26 protein-coding genes are annotated in these 24,194 nt (G+C 49.7%); 4 read left to right on the forward strand and 22 right to left on the reverse strand.

The window, feature by feature from the left end:
• Positions 1-57 precede the first annotated feature (57 nt).
• The 11 genes from DFR42_RS04165 to DFR42_RS04215 form a co-directional block, all read right to left on the reverse strand.
• Positions 58-492, reverse strand: a complete 435-nt coding sequence (locus DFR42_RS04165) for a GNAT family N-acetyltransferase (RefSeq protein ID WP_110253658.1) — start codon at positions 490-492, stop codon at positions 58-60.
• On the reverse strand, positions 489-932 hold the full coding sequence (locus tag DFR42_RS04170) for an acyl-CoA thioesterase (RefSeq protein WP_110253659.1): 444 nt from the start codon (positions 930-932) through the stop codon (positions 489-491). Before DFR42_RS04170 ends, DFR42_RS04165 begins: the two co-directional genes overlap by 4 nt.
• A gap of 5 nt (positions 933-937) precedes the next feature.
• Positions 938-1,834 carry an alpha/beta fold hydrolase gene (locus DFR42_RS04175; RefSeq protein WP_110253660.1) on the reverse strand — a complete coding sequence of 299 codons (897 nt, stop codon included), beginning with the start codon at positions 1,832-1,834 and terminating at the stop codon, positions 938-940.
• 33 nt (positions 1,835-1,867) lie between these two features.
• Complete coding sequence (locus DFR42_RS04180) at positions 1,868-2,767, reverse strand: SDR family oxidoreductase (RefSeq protein ID WP_110253661.1); 900 nt, start codon at positions 2,765-2,767, stop codon at positions 1,868-1,870.
• A 47-nt stretch (positions 2,768-2,814) separates the two neighbouring features.
• Positions 2,815-3,747, reverse strand: a complete 933-nt coding sequence (locus DFR42_RS04185; protein WP_110253662.1) for a glutathione S-transferase family protein — start codon at positions 3,745-3,747, stop codon at positions 2,815-2,817.
• A 35-nt stretch (positions 3,748-3,782) separates the two neighbouring features.
• Positions 3,783-4,793 carry an NADP-dependent oxidoreductase gene (locus tag DFR42_RS04190; RefSeq protein WP_110253663.1) on the reverse strand — a complete coding sequence of 337 codons (1,011 nt, stop codon included), beginning with the start codon at positions 4,791-4,793 and terminating at the stop codon, positions 3,783-3,785.
• Between the two features lie 7 nt (positions 4,794-4,800).
• Entirely contained in the window at positions 4,801-6,051 is a 1,251-nt protein-coding gene (locus DFR42_RS04195) for a serine hydrolase domain-containing protein (RefSeq protein WP_245936821.1), read from the reverse strand.
• A gap of 108 nt (positions 6,052-6,159) precedes the next feature.
• Positions 6,160-6,627, reverse strand: coding sequence for a PaaI family thioesterase (locus tag DFR42_RS04200; protein WP_110253665.1), 468 nt, complete (start codon positions 6,625-6,627; stop codon positions 6,160-6,162).
• Positions 6,624-7,406 carry an SDR family oxidoreductase gene (locus tag DFR42_RS04205; RefSeq protein ID WP_110254229.1) on the reverse strand — a complete coding sequence of 261 codons (783 nt, stop codon included), beginning with the start codon at positions 7,404-7,406 and terminating at the stop codon, positions 6,624-6,626. Before DFR42_RS04205 ends, DFR42_RS04200 begins: the two co-directional genes overlap by 4 nt.
• 108 nt (positions 7,407-7,514) lie before the next feature.
• On the reverse strand, positions 7,515-9,332 hold the full coding sequence (locus tag DFR42_RS04210) for an acyl-CoA dehydrogenase (protein ID WP_110254230.1): 1,818 nt from the start codon (positions 9,330-9,332) through the stop codon (positions 7,515-7,517).
• Positions 9,333-9,422: 90 nt separating this feature from the next.
• Positions 9,423-10,601 carry an acetyl-CoA C-acyltransferase gene (locus DFR42_RS04215; RefSeq protein ID WP_110254231.1) on the reverse strand — a complete coding sequence of 393 codons (1,179 nt, stop codon included), beginning with the start codon at positions 10,599-10,601 and terminating at the stop codon, positions 9,423-9,425.
• A gap of 412 nt (positions 10,602-11,013) precedes the next feature.
• Here DFR42_RS04215 and DFR42_RS04220 point away from each other — a divergent pair, with 412 nt between their 5' ends.
• Positions 11,014-12,678 carry an MFS transporter gene (locus tag DFR42_RS04220; RefSeq protein WP_110253666.1) on the forward strand — a complete coding sequence of 555 codons (1,665 nt, stop codon included), beginning with the start codon at positions 11,014-11,016 and terminating at the stop codon, positions 12,676-12,678.
• 93 nt (positions 12,679-12,771) lie between these two features.
• Here the strand turns inward: DFR42_RS04220 and DFR42_RS04225 are convergent, their stop codons facing one another.
• From DFR42_RS04225 to guaB, 8 genes are all read right to left on the reverse strand, one after another.
• Positions 12,772-13,677 (reverse strand): LD-carboxypeptidase, encoded by a 906-nt coding sequence (locus tag DFR42_RS04225; RefSeq protein ID WP_110253667.1) that lies wholly within the window; start codon positions 13,675-13,677, stop codon positions 12,772-12,774.
• Between the two features lie 14 nt (positions 13,678-13,691).
• The gene (tadA, locus tag DFR42_RS04230) at positions 13,692-14,240 is read right to left on the reverse strand and encodes a tRNA adenosine(34) deaminase TadA (protein ID WP_110253668.1); all 549 of its coding nucleotides are present in this window, start codon (positions 14,238-14,240) and stop codon (positions 13,692-13,694) included.
• Positions 14,240-14,683, reverse strand: coding sequence for a 6-carboxytetrahydropterin synthase QueD (gene queD, locus DFR42_RS04235; protein WP_110253669.1), 444 nt, complete (start codon positions 14,681-14,683; stop codon positions 14,240-14,242). The genes tadA and queD overlap by 1 nt, the downstream gene beginning before the upstream one ends.
• Positions 14,684-14,689: 6 nt before the next feature.
• A complete protein-coding gene (gene queE, locus DFR42_RS04240; RefSeq protein ID WP_110253670.1) occupies positions 14,690-15,325 on the reverse strand; it encodes a 7-carboxy-7-deazaguanine synthase in 636 nt (211 codons plus the stop codon).
• A 289-nt stretch (positions 15,326-15,614) separates the two neighbouring features.
• Positions 15,615-16,391: a hypothetical protein gene (locus DFR42_RS04245; protein WP_110253671.1), complete on the reverse strand. Its 777-nt coding sequence runs from the start codon at positions 16,389-16,391 to the stop codon at positions 15,615-15,617.
• Between the two features lie 300 nt (positions 16,392-16,691).
• Complete coding sequence (guaA, locus tag DFR42_RS04250; protein WP_110253672.1) at positions 16,692-18,284, reverse strand: glutamine-hydrolyzing GMP synthase; 1,593 nt, start codon at positions 18,282-18,284, stop codon at positions 16,692-16,694.
• Positions 18,285-18,287: 3 nt separating this feature from the next.
• On the reverse strand, positions 18,288-19,337 hold the full coding sequence (locus DFR42_RS04255) for a GGDEF domain-containing protein (protein ID WP_110253673.1): 1,050 nt from the start codon (positions 19,335-19,337) through the stop codon (positions 18,288-18,290).
• 41 nt (positions 19,338-19,378) lie between these two features.
• Complete coding sequence (gene guaB, locus DFR42_RS04260) at positions 19,379-20,839, reverse strand: IMP dehydrogenase (protein WP_110253674.1); 1,461 nt, start codon at positions 20,837-20,839, stop codon at positions 19,379-19,381.
• A gap of 103 nt (positions 20,840-20,942) precedes the next feature.
• Between guaB and DFR42_RS04265 the strand changes: the two genes are divergently transcribed.
• Positions 20,943-21,446: a DUF4124 domain-containing protein gene (locus tag DFR42_RS04265; protein ID WP_110253675.1), complete on the forward strand. Its 504-nt coding sequence runs from the start codon at positions 20,943-20,945 to the stop codon at positions 21,444-21,446.
• Between the two features lie 25 nt (positions 21,447-21,471).
• Here the strand turns inward: DFR42_RS04265 and DFR42_RS04270 are convergent, their stop codons facing one another.
• On the reverse strand, positions 21,472-21,768 hold the full coding sequence (locus DFR42_RS04270; protein WP_110253676.1) for an RnfH family protein: 297 nt from the start codon (positions 21,766-21,768) through the stop codon (positions 21,472-21,474).
• A complete protein-coding gene (locus tag DFR42_RS04275; protein ID WP_110254232.1) occupies positions 21,761-22,192 on the reverse strand; it encodes a type II toxin-antitoxin system RatA family toxin in 432 nt (143 codons plus the stop codon). The genes DFR42_RS04270 and DFR42_RS04275 overlap by 8 nt, the downstream gene beginning before the upstream one ends.
• 111 nt (positions 22,193-22,303) lie before the next feature.
• Here DFR42_RS04275 and smpB point away from each other — a divergent pair, with 111 nt between their 5' ends.
• Positions 22,304-22,753: an SsrA-binding protein SmpB gene (smpB, locus tag DFR42_RS04280; protein WP_110253677.1), complete on the forward strand. Its 450-nt coding sequence runs from the start codon at positions 22,304-22,306 to the stop codon at positions 22,751-22,753.
• 23 nt (positions 22,754-22,776) lie between these two features.
• On the opposite strand, the gene DFR42_RS04285 is transcribed toward smpB, so the two are convergent.
• The gene (locus DFR42_RS04285; protein ID WP_110253678.1) at positions 22,777-23,142 is read right to left on the reverse strand and encodes a hypothetical protein; all 366 of its coding nucleotides are present in this window, start codon (positions 23,140-23,142) and stop codon (positions 22,777-22,779) included.
• A 244-nt stretch (positions 23,143-23,386) separates the two neighbouring features.
• On the opposite strand from DFR42_RS04285, the gene ompR reads away from it, so the two are divergent.
• On the forward strand, positions 23,387-24,154 hold the full coding sequence (ompR, locus tag DFR42_RS04290) for an osmolarity response regulator transcription factor OmpR (protein ID WP_110253679.1): 768 nt from the start codon (positions 23,387-23,389) through the stop codon (positions 24,152-24,154).
• The last annotated feature ends 40 nt before the right edge of the window (positions 24,155-24,194 follow it).

The following is a 24,194-nucleotide window of genomic DNA, read 5'->3' on the forward strand; positions in this document are numbered from 1 at the left end:
TGTACACTTGAACTGAAGGCACAGCCCAGGCATAAATCTGGCCGTGCTTGCGATCAATCATGCGAAATGATAGGCCATGCTGACATGGGGAATGCCAGCCTCTTCAAAAATCTCGCCATCGCGGGTATAACCCTCTTTAAGATAAAAATTCTCTGCTGACTGTTGCGCATTCAAACGCACAACCTGCTCTCCTCTGGCTTGCGCTTCTTTCATCAAGGCACGCAAAATCTTTGCCCCCACACCCAGACCGCGCGCAGTTGCCAACACGGCCATGCGGCCTATATGTGCATCTGGCAAGAGACGGCCTGTTCCCACTGCCTTGCCTTCAGCATCGTAGGCAACCGCATGCAAGCATTGCGCATCTGCGGCATCCCACTCCAGTTCTGCCGGGATTTTTTGCTCGATGACAAACACTTCGTAGCGTATGGCCTGGGCATCTTTTTGCAGCGTAGCCCAGTCGGCGATAACCAGGCGGAGGTTTTCAGTATTCATGTTCGGGTATCAGCGGGTGCATGCGTTTCAAAGGATGAAATTATCGCACGCCATTCCTCAGAGACGGCAACTGCCTTGCGTTTTTCTGTATCGGCATAGACATACACCAGCTCCCCGGATATCAGATGGTTTTCACCAAGATAGATTTCGAGGATGAACTGCAGAGAAGACCTGCCTATGCTGGCACAACGCACACCAATATCGAGTTCATCATCAAACCTGGCTGGCGCCATATATTCAATAGTAGATTTACGGGCAAACAATTCCTTGCCCTCGCCTGCCTGTGTGATTACGTTCGGTAAACCGGTGGCGCGCCAGTATTCGGTGAAGGCGACATCAAAATAATTGAGGTAATTGCCATTAAAGACAATGGCTTGCATATCTACCTCAGACCAGCGCACCCGCAATCGATGAAAGAAAGCAAAATCTGCTTTTGCCATAATCCTTAACTCTGCAAAAATTGACGAATAAGACGGTTAACACGCTCAGGTTGTTCGTGGATGACCCAGTGTGAACCTTCAGGAATGCGCTGTATCTGGATATCATCGACAAAATTCTCAATACCGTCGAGCAAGGTCTTGGGTAAAGCCTTATCATTTTCACCCCAGATGATACGAGTTGACACTTTCACCTGAAAATCAGCCGGGTTCAGATTCAATTGCAAAGGCCCTGGATTTTTCTCTGTAGGCGGGTGTAATGGTGACGCGCGATAATAATTGACACCACCAGTCAGACCACGCGCCCAGCAAGCATGATAAGCCGCCTGAGTCTCAGCATTAAACCATGCCGCCTCGCCCTGCCCCATGCCATTGAAGAAGCCATCCATGAGCGCAAAATCATCTTTGGCAAGAGCTTCTTCTGATCCTGGATTGCGCAACCAGTTCATGTATTCGCTGGAAGCCTTTTGCGCAGGGTCAGTCGCCAACGCCTGCATGAACAGATAAGGGTGTGGTGAATTGATAATGATCAGCTTTTCAAACAAAGCAGGCAGCGCAATAGCCATATTCCAGCATACCGCACCACCCCAGTCATGCGCGACGACCGTGGCTTGCTGGTAGCCCAGATGGGCGATGAGCAAACGCAGGTCATCAACGATATGCCTGGCCTTGTAGGCAGCAACATCAGCAGGCATATCAGACAGATTGAAGCCGCGCAGATCCGGAGCCACGGCAAAATAATCCTGTCCAAACTCAGCCAGTTGTGCCGACCATTCATACCAGAACTCTGGAAAGCCATGCACGAACAAGATCAATGGCCTGCCGCGCTCACCCGCACTGGCAAAATGCAGACGGGTTCCATTATCCAGTGTGGCAAACTGATTACTTAGTATTTCTGCTGTCATTGATGCTTCTCCCTGATGCCTGTAAAGTGATGATTAAGCCTTCAACTTGGCTCTGAGCATGTCACGGATATGCGGCGCTGCCTTGTAAGGATCACCTGGGTTGCGCTGCAGGACGATATCTTCCATGCGTTCCTGCACATTACCCAGGGCACCGGGATGAGAGAAGATGTAAAACTTTTCGTCAGCAATTGCCTTGAAGGTGTTTTCAGCCACTTCTTCTGCCGTTACTTTGCCAGAATTCACGGCCTTGTCTGACATGGCCTGTGCTGCTCTCTGGCTGGCGGTTGGTGCAGAACCTGGCACATCTTCAGGGCGGTTTCTATGCGATTGTGAAATACCGGTAGGCACAAAATAAGGGCACAACACAGAGGCACCTATCGGTGCTTCTACCAGCTTCAAATCCTGGTACAGAGATTCGGAAAGAGACACTACCGCATGCTTCGAGACGTTATATACACCCATGGTCGGCGCATTGAGCAAGCCAGCCATGGATGCCGTGTTAACTATATGCCCTTCAAATTGCGGGTCTTTCTTGGCGCATTCAAGCATGAGGTTGGTGAAGATGCGTACGCCGTGAATGACGCCCCAGAGATTGACACCAATCACCCAGTCCCAGTCAGCCTGGGTATTTTCCCAGATCAGGCCACCGGAACCGACACCGGCATTATTGAATACCAGATGCACGGCACCAAATTTTTCCATGGTGGCGTCAGCCAGCGCTTGAACCTCTTCTGCATGTCGTACATCGCAACGCATGGCCAGTACTTGTGCCCCTTGCGCTTCCAACTCTGCCTTGGTTTTGTCCAGGGCATCTTGCTGCACATCAGCCAGCACCAGCTTCATGCCCAGGCGTGCGCCGATAATTGCAAATTCACGGCCAAAGCCGCTGGCACCACCGGTGATTACGGTTACTCTGTCTTTGAATACTTTCATGTTGTCTCCTGTATGTGATTTATTAAATTTATTTGTTTTGGATTAATTTATTTTGCGCGTTTCATCTGGAAGCCTACACGTGGAAAGTGAACGACCACAGTCCCCGCTCTGTCGTCATCACGACGCACGGCCAGTTCATTTTCACTGGCGATAACCAGTTCACCGACTACCGGGTCGAGCGCATAATCAGTCGGCATGATGGCAACCTGCTCGCCCAGCGCTATGCCATGGCTGTCAACAAAATTGCGCTCTGCTGTGTCAAAGTCTTGCGCGTTCTTGGCGATCGCCAGTGCTTCTGCGCTGCTCAGAGCTTCAGACTGGTGATGGCCGAAGGCAGCAACCCGACCCATCCACTCCAGCAGCTTTGGATAAGCATCAAAGACAGGATTGATTGCTGGAGCCAGTCGTATCAGCCACAAAGCCTGATAGACAGAAAAGTCAGCAATACTGGCTTGCGCACCCAGCAAAAATGGCGCATTGCCATTGAGCATATTTTCCAGGCGACTTAAGTATGCTAAAAGTTGCCCTTTGGCTTCACCCATGCTGGTGCGCGGCATATTGCCACGCATGGTGGCACGGTCTGCACTGAATGCCTGCAATTCTTCTGCACTGATATTACCGAATATGGAAGGAATAGCTGCAGGCTGGAATGCATAGGGGATTGCTGTCCAGAACAGCGTAGTATCAGCCCATTGCGCCAGGGTGCGCGCAAGACCATTGACGGCAACCGGATAGAGAGAAGCTGCGGGCGATCGTTTTTCCAGTACCTCGGCAATCAAAGAAGTATCGCAATAAATATCCCCGCCAATTTGCAGTATTGGCGTGCGGCGATAACCACCCGTCAATGCCGTTACATCCGGCTTGGGCATGATGATAGGTACCGTTACAGACTTCCAATTCAATTGTTTGAAACCGAAAATCAGGCGGATTTTTTCTGAAAATGGAGATACTGCAAAATTGTGAAAAATAAGATCGGACATGGCTGCTCTGTGCTCTTTAGGTTTATACGTTTAACTCAAATCAGCTTTACCAACTGCTTGCCGAAGTTCTTGCCTTTCAGCAGCCCAATGAATGCCTCTGGCGCAGCTGCAATGCCTTCAGCAACAGATTCGCGGAACTTCAGCTTGCCCGTAGCAACCAGGCCTCCCAGCTCTTTCAAACCTTGCGGCCACAAATCCATGTGTTCAGAGACGATAAAGCCACGCATGGTCAAACGCATGGTCAGGAATGCCCGGGCATTCTTGATGCTCAGTTGCTCACCGTTATAACCAGCAATCAAACCGCACAGGGCGATACGGCCAAAGGGATTCATGCGTGCCAGGCTGGCGTCAAAGATTTCACCACCAACGTTTTCAAACACGGCATCAATGCCATCCGGTGTTGCGGCTGCCAGATCTGCTTCCAGATTACCTGCCTTGTAATCGATACAGGCATCAAAGCCCAGTTCATTGACAACGTAAGCGCATTTGTCTGCGCCACCGGCTATGCCAACCACGCGGCAACCGAGTTGTTTTCCCAGTTGACCAACCACACTGCCCACGGCACCGCTGGCAGCAGACACCACGATGGTTTCGCCCGCCTTGGGTTGCATGATCTGGGTCAGGCCATACCAGGCTGTCAGGCCAGGCATGCCGACTGAACCCAGATAGGCCGACAGAGGGATATGCGTGGTATCGACCTTGCGCAGCAACAAGCCATCAGATACACCCATTTCTGACCAGCCCAGCATGCCTATGACCTTGTCACCGACGCTGAATTTGGCATTCTTGCTGGCGACCACTTCACCCACGGTGCCGCCTATCATGGTTTCGCCTATGACTTGCGGGGCGGCATAGCTCTTGGCATCTTCCATGCGACCACGCATATAAGGATCCAGTGACATGTAGTGATTACGCACCAGTAACTCGCCATCCTTGAGTTCTGGCACAGGCAAGGTCTCAAGCCGGAAATTTTCTGGCACAACCTGGCCTTTAGGTCGGGAAGCCAGCACGATGCGTTGGTAAGAAGCTGGGGAAGCAGTAGTCATGATTTACTCATTTCATCAAGTGATTTGCCAAAGCCTGGAAGGCGCGGTAAGTGACAGGGTCAGTCGCGCCATTGGCGGCAATGGGATGGGAAGAAAATTTGACGATGACCATCTCGGCCACCGGGTCTATATAAATACGTTGCCCATGTATGCCACGGGCTTCAAAGGTCTGGTGACTGTTATGCCCTACCCACCACATATTACGGTAGGAATAGCCGGGCAAAGTCACATAGCCAGCCTTGGCAAATTTGGCGGGATCAGCGCCCTTGCGTATATCTTCTACGGCAGCAACCGGTATGATTTGCTGCCCATTGAATTTGCCATTCAGGCGCATCATTTCGCCAAAGCGTGCCATATCGCGCAGGGTCAGATTCAAACCACCACCGCCCTGCTCGGTACCTACACTATCCACAGAAAAATAGGCGTCATTCTCAGTGCCCAGTTTTTGCCAGATACGCTCAGACAAGAGATCAGATAAATTTTGTCCGGTAGCGCGCTTGACTATCCAGGCCAGCACTTCAGCATTCACGGTCTTGTAAGCAAAGGCTTCATCATGCTTGCCTTCCTTTTTCAATTTCACCAGGAAATCATAAAAAGTTTTAGGCCCGTCATAAGTTGGCGCTGTCGGCAGCAGGCCGCCTGACCTGGCGTAATCCCAGACTTCAGCTTTGGGGTCTGCATAATTTTCAGAGTACTGCACACCTATGGTCATATCCATGACCTGGCGTACGGTGGCATCACCATAGGCAGTGTCTTTGAGTTCAGGAATATATTGCGTAACTGGCGCACTTGGATCAAGCTTGCCTTCCGCAGCCAGAGTCGCAGCCAGCGTACCGACAAAGGACTTGGTGACCGACATGGCGATATGCGGCACATAGGTTTTGGTAATACCAAGGTAACGCTCGTAGACTATTTTGCCCTTATGCAGCACCAGTATGCTGTCGGTATAAGTGCGGGCCTGCATATCGGCCCAGCTTATATCGCTGCCTTTTTCATCTGCAAACCGCAATTTATCGAGATCAAGCAAAGCTACCGGCAAAGCCGAAACAGGCCCTGCACCATGCCAGACATTGCTGGTAGGCCCCAGTTCACGCCCATGAGAAAATGACCAACGGGTACGGGGGAACTGGTAATTGCTGCCATTGGCAAACTTGATGAGCTTGTCAGGTGCTGGTGGGAAGCCCTGCATCCAGCCCATTTTTTGCGGGTCACTTGCCTCAGCATCAGGCAAGGCAGTTTGTGCCGAAGACATGCTCATGAAAGGTCCACCGAGTAAAGCTAAGAAAAGAATTGCAAAGCGAGTCTGCTGCATGTTTGCCTCCATTTATTTTTTCTTGGACTTGCAGAAACGACGTCAATTTGTTAATCAGTCACTACCATAAAGTTTTTTCATATTTTCGCCAGACTTCAAGCGTCGCAAGTATTTGAAAGTACCCATGGCTTTGGCAATGAGCTTGTCACCATTCCAGACCTCGCCCTCGCAAAAACACATGGTGGTGGATTGATGGAAAGCCTTGCCACGCGCCTCCATGCGCCCACCTGGCACACCTCCTGGCTGCAGAAAAGTGGTTTTCATTTCTACCGTGACGACGCCTTTGAGGTCGCTGCTCATAGATCGGCCAGCCATGGCCATGACCACATCAAGCATGGTCATAATCACGCCGCCGTGGGCAATTTGCCAGCTGTTCATGTGGCGTCCAGTCAAATCCAGCGCAAGACGAGCCTGGCCATTTTCCATTTCAAGAAATTCGACGCCCAGATCATGCAAAAAAGGATTCAATACCGGTGTTGGTTGCGCAATGGGAAGCGCAGCAGTAAACGTGGCCTCTGTCATACAGCCGATACCCCGCCATCCACTGCCAGAGTCTGGCCAGTAATGTGCTTACCGGCGTCACTGGCAAACAACATGGCTACGCCCTTCAAATCTTCATCATCACCTATACGCTGCAAAGGCGCTTCTTTGGCGAGTTTTTCTTCGCCCAGGTTTTCCAGTATGCCCTTGGTCATTTTGGAAGGGAAAAATCCCGGTGCAATCGCATTGACGGTAATGCCATGCACACCCCATTCACCGGCCAGAGTGCGGGTGAAGTTGATGACGGCAGCCTTGGAAGTATTGTAAGCAATGGTCTGCATGGTCCCGGGCGCATTGCCAGCCAGACCAGCGATAGAGGCTATATTGATGATGCGGCCATACTTACGCGGTATCATCGAACGCTTACCAACTGCCTGTGAGATCAAAAAAATACTGCGAATATTCAGATTCATGACCTTGTCCCAGGCATCAACCGGATAATCTTCTGCCGGAGCGCCCCAGGTAGCGCCTGCGTTATTGATAAGGATATCGATATGTCCCAGACGGGCCAGTGCCTCGTCCACGAGTGGTTGCACTGCCGCTTCTTTCGACAAATCAGCCGCAATTGCGCTGGCATCTATGCCGCGGCTTTTCAGGTGAGCAACGGCTTCATCAAGGTCAGATTGCTTGCGTGAAGACAGTACCACTTTGGCCCCCTGCTCACCCAGTGCTTCTGCCATTTGCAAACCCAGGCCACGTGAACCACCGGTAATCAGGGCCGTCTTGCCATGCAAGTCAAATAATTGTTGTACGGTGCGAATTGCTGTAGTCATTGCTTGTCTCCAGTATGTGCGGCTACCACCTGTCTGCACGCAGACAGGAAGGGTATCGTGTGATTTATGTAGGTTTGATTATGTCAAGACTGTGGTTCAGAACCAGGCATCCTGCATATCGAAAGTCGTCATATCGATATTCGACAGCAAATCCAGTTGCGGATGGACGCGTGGCAATTCCCAGTGGAAGAAGTATTTACAAGCCTGCAGCTTGCCAGCGTAGAAATCAGCATCGTGGTGATTTTCTTTATTCAGGCATAAGGTAGCCTGTTCCAGCCACATCCAGGCAACCACGGCATGACCAAATACTTCAAGATAGGTTGAGGCATTTGCCAGGGTTTTGTTGGTATCACCCACCCCATGCAATTGCTGGGTTACGCTGGCCAGTCTTTGCAGAACACGTGCCAGAGATTTGGTATAGGCCAGCAATTCAGGATGTGCAGCAGCTCTCGCCAGGGTTTTGTGCATGATTTCACCCAAGGCTTCCAGTGCAGCACCTTCTTGCATGACGACCTTGCGGCCCAGCAGATCCAGCCCCTGTATGCCGTGCGTACCTTCATGAATGGGGTTGAGACGATTGTCGCGGTAAAACTGTTCTACATTGTATTCCCGAGTATAGCCATAGCCACCATGTACCTGTATCGCCAGGTTATTCGCTTCCAGACACCATTGCGAAGGCCAGGATTTGGCGATGGGTGTCAGTATCTCCAGCATCTGAGCAGCATGTGTACGCGCTTCTGGTGATGGCGCAGTACGCTCTTCATCAACCAGGCGGGCGCAAAACAAATTCAATGCCAGGCCACCTTCAACATAGGCTTTTTGTGCCAGCAACATGCGCTTGACATCGGTATGCTCAATGATGGGCACTTGCGGTGCCGCCGGGTCTTTGTTCAAGGGCGCACGTCCCTGTGGGCGGTTACGGGCATAATCCAGCGAGTGCAGATAACCAGTATAACCCAGCATGACTGCTCCCAAGCCTACTCCTATGCGCGCCTCGTTCATCATGTGGAACATGTTTGCCATGCCGCGATGCAAAGTGCCCACGAGATAGCCTATCGCACCAGCCTTGCCCTGGGGTTTGAATTTACCTTCGCCAAAATTCAGCAGGCAATTGGTGGTGCCGCGATAACCCATTTTGTGATTCAGGCCAGCCAGCACTACGTCATTGCGCTCCCCCAGGCTGCCATCTTCGTTCACCAGTTTTTTGGGTACGATGAAAAGTGAAATGCCTTTGACACCAGGTATCAGCTTGCCATTTGCATCCGGCACTTTGGCCAATACCAGGTGCACGATATTCTCGGCCAGCTCATGTTCGCCAGCGGATATCCACATCTTGTTACCGGTCAGCCGGTAAGTGCCATCTTCCTGCGGCTCTGCCCTGGTAACAATATCAGACAGGCTGGAACCAGCCTGAGGCTCAGACAAACACATGGTGCCAAAGAAACGGCCTTCCAGCATGGGTTTGACGAAGGTTTCTATCTGCTCAGGTGTGCCGCATTTGAGCAAAGTATTGGCATTGCCTATGGTCAGGAAGGGATAAGACGCAGTCCCTACATTCGCCCCTTTGAAGTAGGCAAAACCGGCTTTCTCAACGACGCAGGGCAATTGCATGCCACCGACATCAAAGTCTTGCCCTGCAGCCATCAGGCCAGCTTCGCAAAATGCTTTCAGGGCTGTCTTCACTTCAGGAATCATGTGCACTTCTTCACCATCGAAGTGCGGCTCCTGCTGGTCATTTTTTTTATTATGGGTAGCGAACAGGTCTGTCGCTATCTGTTCGCAGGTATCAAGGGCGGCATTGAAAGTTTCGCGACTATGGTCGACAAAACGTGGCCTTTGATTCAGTGATTCTACGTTCAGCCATTCATACAGCATGAATTCGAGATCACGGCGGGAAAGAATTTTAGATTGCATGGCTTTATCAGGATAAAAAAGATGAAACACCCATTTTGCTCATACCGCATGGAAACAGCATGCAGTATGAGCACCCTACATGCATCCAGCTTAAACTACTTCAAACAAGCCTGCAGCGCCCTGGCCACCACCAATACACATGGTGACCACAACATATTTAGCACCACGGCGCTTGCCTTCGATCAGTGCATGGCCTGTCAGGCGTGCACCTGATACGCCATAAGGATGGCCCACGGCAATCGCACCACCATTGACGTTTAATCTATCCATAGGGATGCCGAGTTTATCTGCGCAATACAAGACTTGCACGGCAAACGCTTCGTTCAATTCCCATAAACCGATATCCTCAACTTTGAGGCCAGCTTTTTTCAACAATTTTGGAATGGCAAAAACCGGGCCTATACCCATTTCATCTGGCTCGCATCCTGCAATTGCAAAACCACGGAAAATACCCAATGGTTGCAAGCCCTTTGCCTCAGCCAGTTTGCTGTTCATCAAAATGGCAACGGAGGCACCGTCAGAGAACTGGCTGGCGTTACCAGCAGTAATCACACCACCCGGTACTGCGGTACGGATTTTGGAAACGCCTTCGAGCGTGGTATCTGCACGTATGCCTTCATCTGCAGAAATGGTGACTTCTTTGGTAATCAGCATGCCAGTTGCTTTGTCAGCGACGCCCATGACCGTCGTCATCGGCACGATTTCGGCATCAAACAAACCCGCAGCCTGGGCAGCGGCAGCACGCAACTGGCTTTGTACACCGTATTCATCCTGACGTTCACGCGGAATGCCATAGCGCTTGGCGACGGTTTCTGCTGTTTGCAGCATAGGCCAGTAAACTTCCGGCTTATGTTGCTTCAACCAGGTTTCAACGATCATGTGGCTATTGGCTTCGTTTTGTACGCACGAAATAGACTCGACACCGCCTGCCGCATAGACATCACCTTCACCAGCAATAATTCTTTGTGCTGCCAGGGCGATAGTCTGCAAGCCAGAGGAGCAAAAACGATTAACCGTCATGCCAGCAGTAGTTACCGGGCAACCTGCACGCAAAGCGATCTGACGGGCGATATTGCTGCCAGTTGCACCTTCTGGTGTGGCACACCCCATGATGACATCTTCCACCTCGCCCGCTTCAATCTTTGCACGGGTAATGGCTGCATTCAATACATGGCCACCCATCGTGGCACCATGCGTCATATTGAAAGCACCTTTCCAGGATTTTGCAAGGCCAGTGCGGGCGGTAGATACGATAACTGCGTCAGACATGTAGATCTCCTGATTAATATAAGTATGTGTACAGGCTGGGACTGCTGATACCATCATAAGTAGTAATTTGCTCTTTGCAAATCAACATGCAGGAACAAACTTCCATAGCCCTGTCTTGCCTGAACCGAATTGCCTGAATTAAAAGCATATAGATCAAGCTCAAAAACTAGAATATCACATTTTAGTACGACCGTTCGTAAATTTATTTCATCTGATTCCAGTCTTGGATATTGCGCTTCTTTACATATTCAAGATAGCTCTTTTGTAAGTTTCTGTAAGTTTCGAGCAAGCAAGCCGTAAGTTTCGGCTTGCACACTTTGCTTGCAATAAAAATTATGTCGGAAATGTGATTGTGCATTTTTTGACCATTTTTTTAGCACACTTAAAATATACTTAAAAACAGGAGACAAGCATGGCGACAGCACCTATCGCAACGTCAGGCGGCATGACGGCAGAAGAACGCAAGGTTATTTTTGCTTCTTCGCTGGGAACCGTCTTTGAATGGTACGACTTTTATCTATACGGCTCACTCGCATCCATTATCGCCAAACAGTTCTTCGCTGGCACAGACCCTAATACCGCCTTCATTTTTGCATTGCTGGCGTTTGCAGCAGGCTTTATCGTACGTCCCTTCGGCGCACTGGTTTTCGGTCGCCTTGGTGACATGATAGGTCGCAAGTACACATTCCTGGTCACCATCCTGATCATGGGTGCATCTACCTTCTGCGTGGGCCTGCTACCTAATTATGCAACTATCGGTATCGCGGCACCGATCATCCTGATCACTTTGCGCATTTTGCAAGGCTTGGCACTGGGTGGTGAATATGGTGGTGCAGCGACCTACGTGGCCGAACACGCCCCACATGGCAAGCGCGGTGCTTTTACTGCATGGATACAAACCACTGCCACTTTGGGCCTGTTCCTGTCACTGATGGTGATTCTTGGCACACGCATGGCAATTGGTGAGGACGAATTTGCCAGCTGGGGCTGGCGCATCCCTTTCCTGGTTTCTGTTTTCCTGCTGGCTATTTCTGTATGGATACGTCTGTCCATGAATGAATCTCCAGCCTTTGCGAAAATGAAAGCCGAAGGCAAAACTTCCAAAGCGCCTTTGACTGAATCATTTGGTCAATGGAAAAACCTGAAGATTGTTATCCTTGCCTTACTGGGTTTGACAGCTGGCCAGGCCGTGGTCTGGTACACGGGTCAATTCTATGCTCTGTTCTTCCTGCAGCAAACGCTGAAAGTAGACGGCCCGACTGCCAACGTGCTGATCGCAGCATCCCTGGTGATTGGTACACCATTCTTTATCGTGTTTGGCGCATTGTCTGACAAAATTGGTCGCAAACCTATTATTTTGGCTGGCTGCTTAATTGCAGCACTGACCTACTTCCCTATCTTCAGTGCACTGACACACTATGCCAACCCTGCACTGGAAACTGCATTGAAAAATGCACCTGTCGTGGTAACTGCAGACCCAGACGATTGCCAGTTCCAGTTCAACCCTACAGGTACGAAGAAATTCACCTCTTCATGCGATATCGTCAAGGCTAAACTGGCTGCAGCTTCAGTCAACTACTCTAATGAAATTGCTGCCGCAGGCACAATCGCCTCTGTTAAAGTTGGTGACAAAGTCATCGCCTCTTACAACGCCAAAGGTTTGCCAAAAGACGAAGCAACTGCAAAAGACAAGGCTTTCTCCAAAGACCTGGCTGAAGCAATCAAAGCTGCTGGCTACCCTGCCAAGGCTGACCCTGCTCAAATCAACAAGCCTATGGTTCTGGTTTTGCTGATTATCCTGGTTCTGTATGTGACCATGGTCTACGGTCCTATCGCTGCCATGCTGGTAGAAATGTTCCCAACCCGTATACGCTACACCTCCATGTCCCTGCCTTACCATATCGGTAACGGCTGGTTCGGTGGCTTGCTGCCTACCACGGCATTTGCCCTGGTCGCCTTCAAGGGTGATATTTACTACGGCTTGTGGTATCCAATCATCATCGCACTGGCAACGTTTGTTATTGGTCTCTTGTTCATCAAAGAAACCAAGGACAATGATATCTATGCGGCTGACTGATAGTAATCACGATTAGTACGTATAAGTAAGAAGCACAAAAGCCCGCCCGTCAAAATGACGGGCGGGCTTTTTCAGTATGGTGATTTACAAAGTTTACAAAGAATAATGCATAGTCAAACCAGCCTGCCCCGCCGCCACTTTCAATTGTGCATCACTACCCACTACCAGGCTGGCGCGGGTTGAGACATGACCGAATGGCAGACCAGTAATTACTGGCACATCAATCAGGCTGCGGATATAGGTGAGCATGGCATCGAAGTCATAGCCATTGTCATGCACGGCCAGTTTGTAGGCAGAAAAATTGCCGAGTATGATGGCTTTTTGCTTGTTCAACACACCAGCAAAATGCAGCTGCAGCAGCATACGTTCTATACGGTATGGGTGCTCGCCTATGTCTTCCAGGAACAATATGCCATCTTCAACTTCTGTCCAATATGGTGTGCCGACTGCATGCGTCAGCATGGCAAGATTGCCGCCCCATAATTTACCCTGCACATGTAAGTCTTGAGTCGCATCAGTTTCAAATTCAACAAAATGCGTGGTGTTGCTGACGCAAGTCTTGAATTGTTGCAGCGTATATTCAACCGGTTGCTCACGTATGTAATCGTCACATAGCATGGGGCCAGCGATACTGATGCGGCCACGCGCCAGCATTGCCAGGTGTACCAGAGTGAAATCACTATAGCCTACGAAGCATTTGCCACTATTTGCCAGCAAATCAAAGTCGATAAGCGGCATCAGTCTTGACATGCCATAGCTGCCACGCAGTGCCATGACTATCTGCACGTCCGGATTCTGCGCTGCTTCATGAATTTGCCTGACGCGCTCCACATCGCTCGCACCAAAGCGCTGGAACCTGGCATCAGGCTGATAATAACTATGCACCTTAAAACCTTGCCCGGCCAGACGCTGTAAACCACGTTCAATCAAACTGTCGTCCAGAGGTGCTCCGCTGGGGGCAATAATGGCGACTCCGGTTTGCGTGTTTTGTTCTGACATATTGTGCTTCAGTCTTATGTAGGGGATGAGCTTTCAGTAGCTGATAGCTTTTTTTGTAACGCAGCAGCACGCCTGTGAGCAAAAAAATCCTTCAGCAGGCTACTGCATTCGTCTGCCAGGACACCGCTGCTTACCTGGGTGTGATGATTCAATTGCCCATGTTCGAACACGTTCAGTAAAGAGCCGGCAACACCCGTCTTGGGGTCACTAGCTGCATAGATGACACGCGCCAGGCGGGCGTGCATCATTGCTCCTGCACACATCATGCAAGGCTCAAGGGTAACGTAGAGTTCACATCCTGGCAGGCGGTAATTACCTATTAGCTCAGCCGCTGCGCGCAGGGCCATGATTTCGGCGTGGGCGGTGGGATCGTGTTTGCCTATGGGGCGGTTATAGCCGCTGGCGATGATCACGCCATCTTTGACGACTACAGCACCAACCGGCACTTCACCTTCATTCCAGGCCAGCCGCGCTTGCTGGTAGGCTGCCTGCATGAACTGGACATCACGCAGGCTCTGCTGGTTCTGCTCACCTTGCGGCGGCAGATTTTGCTCGTCAGCCATTATCCGTCTATCTCTGCCCAGCAATTTGGAGTTTCATAGAGAGTGACCTTGGTCAGTTCCAGGGTGCGGCCAAATCTGCCGTGATAGACCACCTTCAAAATATCAAAGGCGATCTTGGCGAGATTTTCTACCGTCGGTACGCGATCTATCACCACAGTCTTGTGTCCTGGCAGCTTCTCCAGGAAATTCTTGATGATGTAATCCTTCTCATAGACGATAAAGGAATGGTCCCAGAGATTGACCAGATGCTCATTGGCCAGCGCCTTGATATCACCAAAATCCATGATCATGCCGTTATCCGACTCGCCATCCTTCTGGACAACCTCGCCTGTCAGGGTAATTTGCAGGGTATAGCGGTGACCGTGCAAATTGCGACACTGGCTGCCGTGATCGGGAATACGATGGCCTGCATCGAATTCCAACTTTCTGGTAATCGTTAACATGAAAACTCAAGGAATCTGTAATAGTTTATGGGTTTGCAAACTCAGCTTCCATTGTGGATGCTGCTTGCAGAATTCAATTGCGAGACGCAAATTATCGTCTCTTAAAGGGCCATCCATGGCTTGTACAAAGTAATGTTCAAAATCAAGATTTGCATATGCCGCCATATCCTGACCAAATTGCGGAATCACCACTTTGAGCTCACTACCCTTGCGCACGACCAGCTCGGAACCCATTTTAGGGCTGACGCAAATCCAGTCCACACCTTCAGGCACAGGCAATGTGCCATTGGTTTCTATGGCAATTTCAAAGCCCACTGCATGCATGGCTTCAATCAGCGCAGCATCAAGTTGCAACAAAGGCTCACCGCCGGTAAATACCACGTACTTACTGGCAGTATAGGATACTGGCCACAAAGCGTTGATAGTCGCAGCCAGGGCTTCGGCCTGCTTGAACTTGCCACCACCCTCGCCATTGGTACCAACGAAATCGGTATCACAAAACTGGCAAACCGCAGTTGCCCTGTCCTCTTCGCGCCCTGACCACAAATTGCAGCCAGAAAAACGACAAAACACCGCCGGGCGCCCGGCATGATTGCCCTCGCCCTGTAGAGTATAAAAAATTTCTTTGACGCTATAAGTCACGTCTTATTCCCGCATGATTGTCAGCAGCGACTTTGAAGGCTGCACAGGCAAGGCTTTTGACAAAGCCGCTCTCTTTTACACTGCATGAAAAATGCAGTATATGAAATTTAGTGCGTTTTTGGAACGCAAAAGGGAAACATGATACCACGGAGTGGCATATTGGCCTTCTTACTTCAGTGAAACTCAGATGTAATCCAGCCAGTCTTCTTAAAAAATTATCAAAAAAATATAATTTTTACTAAATGACCCACGATTTGCCCAAAAACCCATGAGAAAACGCGAAGTCGACTTACCTGGACTTACGCTCTGAAACTAAAATGCTTGCAAGCTCATTTGCAGTGTATTGCTTTGTACTGACAATTGCTGCTCCAGCATTATTTCGCAAATCGAGCCGCGCACCTCCGTCTCCAGAGCGGGAAATCGTAATGTTTGAACCATCCTTTGCAGTTACTACGTGAGGCACATCAAGGCCTTGCCGATCGACATCAGTTAATTCAAGATTAAATTCAGTGGTAACGATTTTGACAGGGTCTGGAGATTGAGCTGAACCGCGAGAATAGGTATTTGCTACCCCATTTACTAAATAGGAATATGAAAAAGTATTTGGATTACGATATCCACTGAGGTAGCCGCCATTTAATTCCTGATCCTGAGTATCATCAGCCATGCGGTATTTCAGTTTTTGAAAAGTTAAACTCTGCTGGAAGAAAATCCCAATAATGTTACTGTCGAGTATGCCAGAAAAAATAACCCCCTTCGGAGTCGCACATTGATCAAACTCAAAACGGATAGAACCAAAATTCTTGATTGTGCCGCCGTTAGGGCAAGCGATAGTCGCCGACGCTGACCAGTCTGCAAGTGAGCGAAAATCAAGAAGTAGCTGCATTTCCTTCACAGTGCGGTACTGCTCCAGCAAATAAGTTGCAAACACCCGATCAATATTACTGACATTTAGCTCCTTCACGATCACCGGCTCAACGGGCGCATTACCTTGGCTACCACCGCCGCAAGAAGCAAGCGCGCAGCAGATGAGAGCTGACAGACTGAATTTGTGGAGTATGGCCATAGAATTAGTGTAGTGATCAAAAACGTATGAATTTAAGGCCCGGCCAGATCTGCACAAAACTGCTCTAACATTGTTGCGCCACCTAGTCGCAGATATGTGCTGCCTGCAGTAATGCGCTCGAATACAGCTTTTACGCGCAATTTCGAATAGTATAAATTATATCAAAATACTATCACATATAGATAGATTGACCACTTTTTTGATACTGGATATTGCCAGACCAAAATGGCAAAAGCCCGCATGACGCGGGCTTCCGGGGTGTTTCGTGCTTTCAGTTGCCTGACGTTGCCAGACCTAAGATCATTCCCACTCTATCGTCGCAGGCGGCTTGCCTGAGATGTCATAGACTACGCGATTGATACCACGCACCTCATTGATGATGCGGTTTGACACTTTACCCAGCAGCTCATGCGGCAAATGTGCCCAATGTGCTGTCATGAAGTCCTGGGTTTGTACGGCGCGTAAAGCAACCACGTATTCGTAAGTGCGGCCATCACCCATGACGCCGACGGATTTGACTGGCAAGAATACAGCAAATGCCTGGCTGGTAGCGTCATACCAGCTTTGCAGTTTTTCTGCATTCGGGTCAACCATTGTATTACGCAGCTCTTCGATGAAGATTGCATCAGCGCGGCGCAGCAGGTCGGCAAATTCTTTTTTCACTTCGCCAAGGATACGCACACCCAGGCCAGGACCTGGGAAAGGATGACGATAAATCATGCTATGCGGCAGGCCGAGTGCAACGCCCAGCTTGCGCACTTCATCCTTGAACAATTCGCGCAATGGTTCGAGCAACTTCAGGTTCAAGGTGTCTGGCAAGCCGCCGACATTGTGGTGACTCTTGATGGTGTGCGAGCCTTTTTTGCCTTTGCCAGCGCTTTCAATGACGTCAGGATAGATGGTGCCCTGCGCCAGCCATTTGGCATTACTCAACTTGCCGGATTCAACCTGGAAGACTTCAACAAATTCGCGGCCTATGATCTTGCGCTTGGCTTCCGGATCAGAAACACCGGCAAGGTGCCCCATGAACTGTGCAGTTGCATCAACATGGATGACTTTAACACCCAGGTTGTTGGCGAACATTTCCATGACCATCTTGCCTTCATCAAGACGCAGTAAACCATGGTCTACAAATACGCAAGTCAGCTTGTCGCCGATGGCGCGATGTATGAGAGCTGCAGCAACGCTGCTGTCAACACCTCCAGACAAGCCGAGGATAACTTCATCATCACCAACCTGGGCACGGATGGAAGCAACTGCTTCCGAGATGTAGTCAGGCATGTTCCAGTCAGATTGACAACCGCAGATTTCATGCACGAATCGACTGAGGATTGCTTCACCCTGCAGTGTATGTGTGACTTCTGGATGGAATTGCACGGCGTAAAAACGACGCTCTTCATCTGCCATGGCGGCGATCGGGCAATTATCTGTGGAAGCCATCAGTTTAAAACCTGGTGGCATTTCATTGACCTTGTCGCCATGGCTCATCCACACCTTGAGCATGCCGTGACCTTCAGAGGTAACAAAGTCATTGATCTCTTTGAACAAGGCTGTATGGCCGCGGGCGCGTACTTCGGCATAACCAAATTCACGTACCAAGCCATTTTCAACCTTGCCACCGAGTTGTTCGGCCATGGTTTGCATGCCGTAGCAAATACCCAGCACAGGTACGCCTGCTTCATACACAGCCATAGGTGCGCGAGGCGTGTCGCCTTCTGTCACACTGCTTGGGCCACCCGACAAAATAATGCCAGCTGCGCCGTAATTTTTGATGAATTCATCGCTGACATCATAAGGATGAACTTCAGAAAAAACACCTGCATCACGCACGCGGCGAGCGATCAACTGCGTGACTTGGGAACCAAAATCAAGGATAAGAATTTTTGAGTGCATAAATCAAATTATCATGTCAGGTTGCGCAGGCGTGGCCTGGACAACACAATTGTTTCCTGCATTTCTGGCGGAAAGCAGGGCTTTTTCTGCAAGGCTAACTAAGGCTTCCGGCTCTACATCCGGAAAAATATCTGTCGATGCAGTACCGGCACTGATGGTTAAGGCTGTATCCACGGAATCGATACTTTCCGGGTGCATGAGGACTGAAGCACGAATACGCTCACCCACTGCAGTGGCCACCAGATGTGAAGCACCCGGCAAAACCACCAGCAACAGATCAGTGCCAAAGCGCCCCAGCGCATCGAATGGACGTACGCAAGAGCGGATGCGACTGACGGTTTTTACCAAAATCATGTCAGTCGCGGCAACCCCGTGCACCTCACGCAAATGCTCCATCTGATCAACACTGGCAATCAGCAATGCCAGTGGCTTCATGGCTTTGGCGCAGCGCTCCATCTCCAGCTTAAGGGAGCGTACGATGGCGGATTTATTCCATGTCCCTAACAACGGGTCTATCAGTGAATCGCGCTTCAGATTGCGGTTTTGTTTAATGACTTCGAGCTGGCTTTGATACAAGGCACCAAAAGCCATCTCACGCTCAGCCATGGAAGCTAGATCAGACAGCGATTGCCGCTCTTCATCACCCAGATCACGAGGTTGGTAATCAATCAGGATAACGCTACCTATGAGCTGATTGGTGTGATCGAAAATGGGATTAGATGCAAAAAAACGTATTTGAGGCTCACCCGCTACCAGCGGGTGCTTGCCCAGATGCTCATGCAAACGCAAATCAGGTATGACCAGAATTTCGTCTGCAGGTGGTATGGAGTCACTAAATGCGGCCTCCATATTGGTGATGGAATGTACCAGATGCTCAAATCGCGGGACAAGCTGCCCAAGACTGATGAAACAGTTGGCCACATTGAACAACTTGATACCAAGTCGCTCAAAGCGGCCCAGGCGCAATTCCATCCGCTCTGAAACCATGCGTTCAAAACCCGAACTGACCGGGGTCGTCGTAGTTGGACTGGAACGATCTAGGTTCGTTGACATACCAATCTCCGGGCATCCTCAATTCGGGTCATGCATCCCTCTTAGTCAGCGCGGTAATTTGGCGCTTCTTTGGTAATTTGCACGTCATGGACATGTGACTCACGCATACCTGCAGAAGTAATTTCGACAAATTCAGACTTGGTATGCAAATCATCGATAGTCGCACAACCACAGTAACCCATAGACGAACGTACACCACCGACCAGTTGATACAGGATGGCCAACACACTGCCTTTGTAAGGCACACGGCCTTCAATACCCTCTGGCACCAGTTTGTCTGCATTGTTGGCAGCATCCTGGAAGTAACGGTCAGCTGAACCATCGGCCATCGCACCCAGGCTACCCATGCCGCGATAAGACTTATAGCTGCGTCCCTGGAACAGGATCACTTCGCCTGGAGCCTCTTCAGTGCCGGCAAACATACTGCCCATCATGACTGTAGATGCACCGGCAGCCAAAGCTTTGGAGACGTCACCGGAAAAACGTACGCCACCGTCTGCGATACAAGGAACGCCAGTGCCTTTGAGCGCATTGGCCACATTGGCAATTGCCGTAATTTGCGGCACACCAACACCAGCGACGATACGGGTAGTACAGATAGAACCAGGGCCGATACCAACCTTGACAGCATCTGCGCCATGCTCAACCAGCGCCAGGGCTGCTGCTGCAGTAGCAATATTGCCACCGATGACTTCAATATGGGGGTAATTGGTTTTAACCCAACGTACACGATCCAGCACACCTTTAGAATGGCCATGTGCAGTATCTACAACAATGACGTCAACACCGGCTTTTGCCAGCAGGTCGATACGTTCTTCATTATCAGGGCCGACACCAACAGCTGCACCTACGCGCAGTTTTCCTTGTTCATCTTTGGATGCAAAAGGATGCTCTGTTGATTTTTGGATATCTTTAACAGTAATCAGGCCGCGCAACTCAAATGCCTCGTTGACTACCAGCACGCGCTCGAGACGGTGCTTGTTCATCAGGCGCTTGGCCTCTGCCAGATCTGCTGTTTCATTGACGTAGACGAGTTTTTCACGTGGCGTCATCTTGGCGCGCGCTTCTGCGTCAAGTTCTTCCTCGAAACGCAAGTCGCGGTTGGTAATAATACCAACGACAGTCTTGCCTTCCACGACAGGGAAGCCGCTGATGCCGTGTTGCTGTGACAGGGCAATGACTTCGCGGATTTTCATGCCAGGCGGGATGGTGATAGGATCACGCAATACGCCGGATTCAAAGCGCTTGACCTTGGCAACTTCGCGGGCTTGCTCTTTTGCCGTCAAGTTTTTGTGAATAATACCGATACCACCTTCTTGAGCCATGGCAATTGCCAGGCGCGCTTCGGTGACTGTATCCATCGCAGCTGATACCAGAGGTATATTCAGATTGATGTTGCGAGTCAATTTAGTCGCAAGTGAGGTATCTTTAGGGAGTATGTTCGAGTATGCAGGGACGAGTAGCACGTCATCGAACGTGAGTGCTTTTTGGAGTAAACGCATAGTATTTCCTATAGGCGCAAAACCGAATTATACAGAAAACTTGCGAAGTCGTCTTGCTCCGTGTAAAACTCTCAAATAATTACATGTTTCTTGAAAGCACATTATGTCTATTTCACGCCTTGCCTGCTCCATTTTGTTGACGACTATGTTCTGCGCCAGCGCTCAGGCGCAATATGTCTGGCTCGATGAAAAAGGTAGTAAGCAGTATTCGGATATGCCGCCACCGAAATCTGTCCCGAAGAACAAGATACTGAAAGCACCTGGTGGAGTACCAAAACCAGTGGCAACTGCCTCAGAAGAAAAACCTGCATCCTCTGCCAGTGAAGCATCTGCCAAACTTGAGAAACCAGTAACTACAGCAAGCAAAAACGAAGATTTCAACAAGCGCAAAGCTGAACAGGCAGAAAAAGATAAAAAAGCGGAAGAGGAAAAGACAGCCGCCGCAGACAAGGCAAAAAATTGCGAAAGAGCGCGCGGCTACCAACAAACTCTGAATTCCGGGGCGCGCATCAGTCGCACTGACAAAAACGGTGAAAAAAGTTATTTGACAGATGCCCAGCGCGAACAAGAAGCCGCTGATGTGAAAAAAGCCTTGGCCGGCTGCTAATAAAACATGCTCAGAGTAAGCGTTATTAGTTCTGAGCCTGCTTTTTAGCTCTGCGCCTGCGCGCCTCCATCGGATCAGCGATCAGGGGGCGATAGATTTCCACTCTATCCGCTGCGTGTATAGTTGTATCCAGAGCCTTGAGTTTGCCGAAAATGCCCACCTTAAGGATGGAGACATCAATTTCTGGATGCATCTGTACGATGCCGCTTTGCTGTATTACTTGTAGTATGCTTGCATCAGCGGCAACTTGCAGATCCAGCAGACTGGTTTTATGAAGTCCGGCATAACAGACTTGAACCTGTATTCTGGCATGCTCAGCCATATAAAGCCTCGGCACGAGCGCAGAATGAATCAACAAAGCTATTGGCGATCTTGGAAAAAACCGGACCGATCAAGTGCTCAAGCAGTTTACTGGAAAATTCATAATTCAGCTCAAATTCAATCTTACAGGCATCAGCTCTTAACTCGGTGAATTTCCAGCCGCCGGACAATTGTTTGAAAGGCCCGTCAACCAGATTCATCGCTATTGAATGAGGCCGTTGATTTTTATTGCGAGTTGTAAAATGCTGTTTTAAACCATGATAATTAATAGAAATAGTAGCAACCAATTCGTCATCAATGCGCTCGGCCACTTTTACTCCACCACACCACGGTAGAAACTGAGGGTAATTTTCAACTTGATCAACCAAAGCAAACATTTGCTCTGTGCTGTAAGCTACGAAAACTGTTTTATGTACAACTGCCATCAAGAAGAACCATTTGGTAGAATCACAGGTTCGCATTTTAACCGAGTCGCAGTCAGTACCAAAATGCATTCATGCATTTCCACACTCTAAATTGATCAATTTTCATCCTACATGAGCATCGCTGATAATAAAAAAGCATTCCACGATTACTTTATCGAGGAACAATACGAAGCTGGCATCGTCCTGCAAGGCTGGGAAGTCAAAGCCATACGCGCTGGTCGTGCGCAGTTGAAAGAGGCCTATGTCATTGTCAAGAATGGCGAAATCTTCTTGTTCGGAGCCCATATTGGCGCCCTGCCGACTGCCTCCACTCACATTCACCCCGACTCTGTACGCACACGTAAATTATTGTTAAATGCAGCAGAAATCAGCAAACTGATAGGCAAAGTCGAGCGATCAGGCTACACCATGGTGCCACTGAATTTGCACTTTACCAAGGGGCGTATTAAATGCCAGATAGGTCTTGCCAAAGGTAAAAAGCAACATGACAAGCGTGATACAGAGAAAGAAAAAGACTGGCAACGTGAGCAACAAAAAATTATGAAGCAGAACCGACGTTGATTTTGCAGAGGAAAAAGAAGGGGTTAACGAGCAGGCTTATATAACTCATGGCCAACATCCTGGATCTGGCGACGCAAGGCGCGTCGCTCTTCTGGAGTCAGGCGATTGGATTTCTGGGTTTCATCCGCTGCGCCACAAGCACGTTCACCTGCGTGACGCAGATCACTACAGCGTTCAAGTAAACTGTTTTTTTCGCCCCGCTTACTGAGCTGCCTCTCACGCGTCTTGTCGACCTTGCGAGCATTCTCATCTTTATGCTGTACGTTAGCACCGTTGAAACGCCCCCAGAGACTTGTACCTCCGTTACTGCGATTACCGTCTGCCATTGCGCTACCAGCCATCACCAGCGACAACATCAGGACAGAAATTTTTTTGTACGGTATATTCATCGACTTGAAAAAGAATGCTCTTGCAGCAGAAAAAGCAGATGATGCAAGCTAAGGATACAAACGCACTAAGGCGGACTGCAATTCTATGCGCAAAGCTATTGCCTTGCTAGCCTCATCTGCATTGAATTTAGTTTACGATAGCGGCATTAAATACGAAGACCCTTTCAGTAAAGTATGTAACAGTTTGTAATCAAGATTATTAAATTTGTTTGCAAGCCCTGTCGATGCCAGTAATATTAAGCCCATGAACACTACACCCCCTACAACAGACTCCACAAACACCAGCTCCAGCAGCCCAAAGGCTAAAATCCTGGTTGTCGATGACGACCTTCGCTTGCGCGATTTACTGCGCCGCTATCTGACCGAGCAGGGATTTCAGGTCGTCAGCGCCGAAAACGCTCAGGCCATGAATAAACTCTGGATACGCGAACGCTACGATATGCTTGTGCTTGACCTCATGCTTCCTGGTGAAGATGGCCTCGCAATATGCCGCCGCCTGCGTGGAGCTGGCGATAAAACGCCCATCATCATGCTGACGGCCAAAGGTGAGGAAGTTGACCGTATTATCGGTTTGGAAATGGGTGCCGACGATTACTTGCCTAAACCTTTTAGTCCTCGTGAGCTGGTAGCCCGCATCAATGCGGTACTCCGTCGTAAAGCTCCGGATGAATTGCCAGGGGCACCTTCTGATGGCCCACAGACCTTTGCCTTCGGTGACTTTGTGCTCGATCTTGGTACACGCACGCTAAAAAAACACAATGAAAACATCTCACTGACGACAGGTGAATTTTCTGTCTTGAAAGTTTTTGCCCGCCATGCCCGTCAGCCATTGTCCAGAGAAAAACTCATGGAACTGGCACGCGGCCGTGAATATGAAGTATTTGACCGCAGCCTGGACGTACAAATTTCACGCCTGCGCAAACTGATAGAGCCTGATCCAAGCAATCCACTTTACATACAAACAGTATGGGGACTGGGCTATGTGTTCATCCCTGATGGTCAGTCGCATTAATATTTTTTGTTTACTTCTTATTTATTGTTTTTCTGATCAA

The sequence above is a fragment of the Undibacterium pigrum genome (assembly GCF_003201815.1).
In the GTDB taxonomy this organism is placed as follows: domain Bacteria; phylum Pseudomonadota; class Gammaproteobacteria; order Burkholderiales; family Burkholderiaceae_D; genus Undibacterium; species Undibacterium pigrum.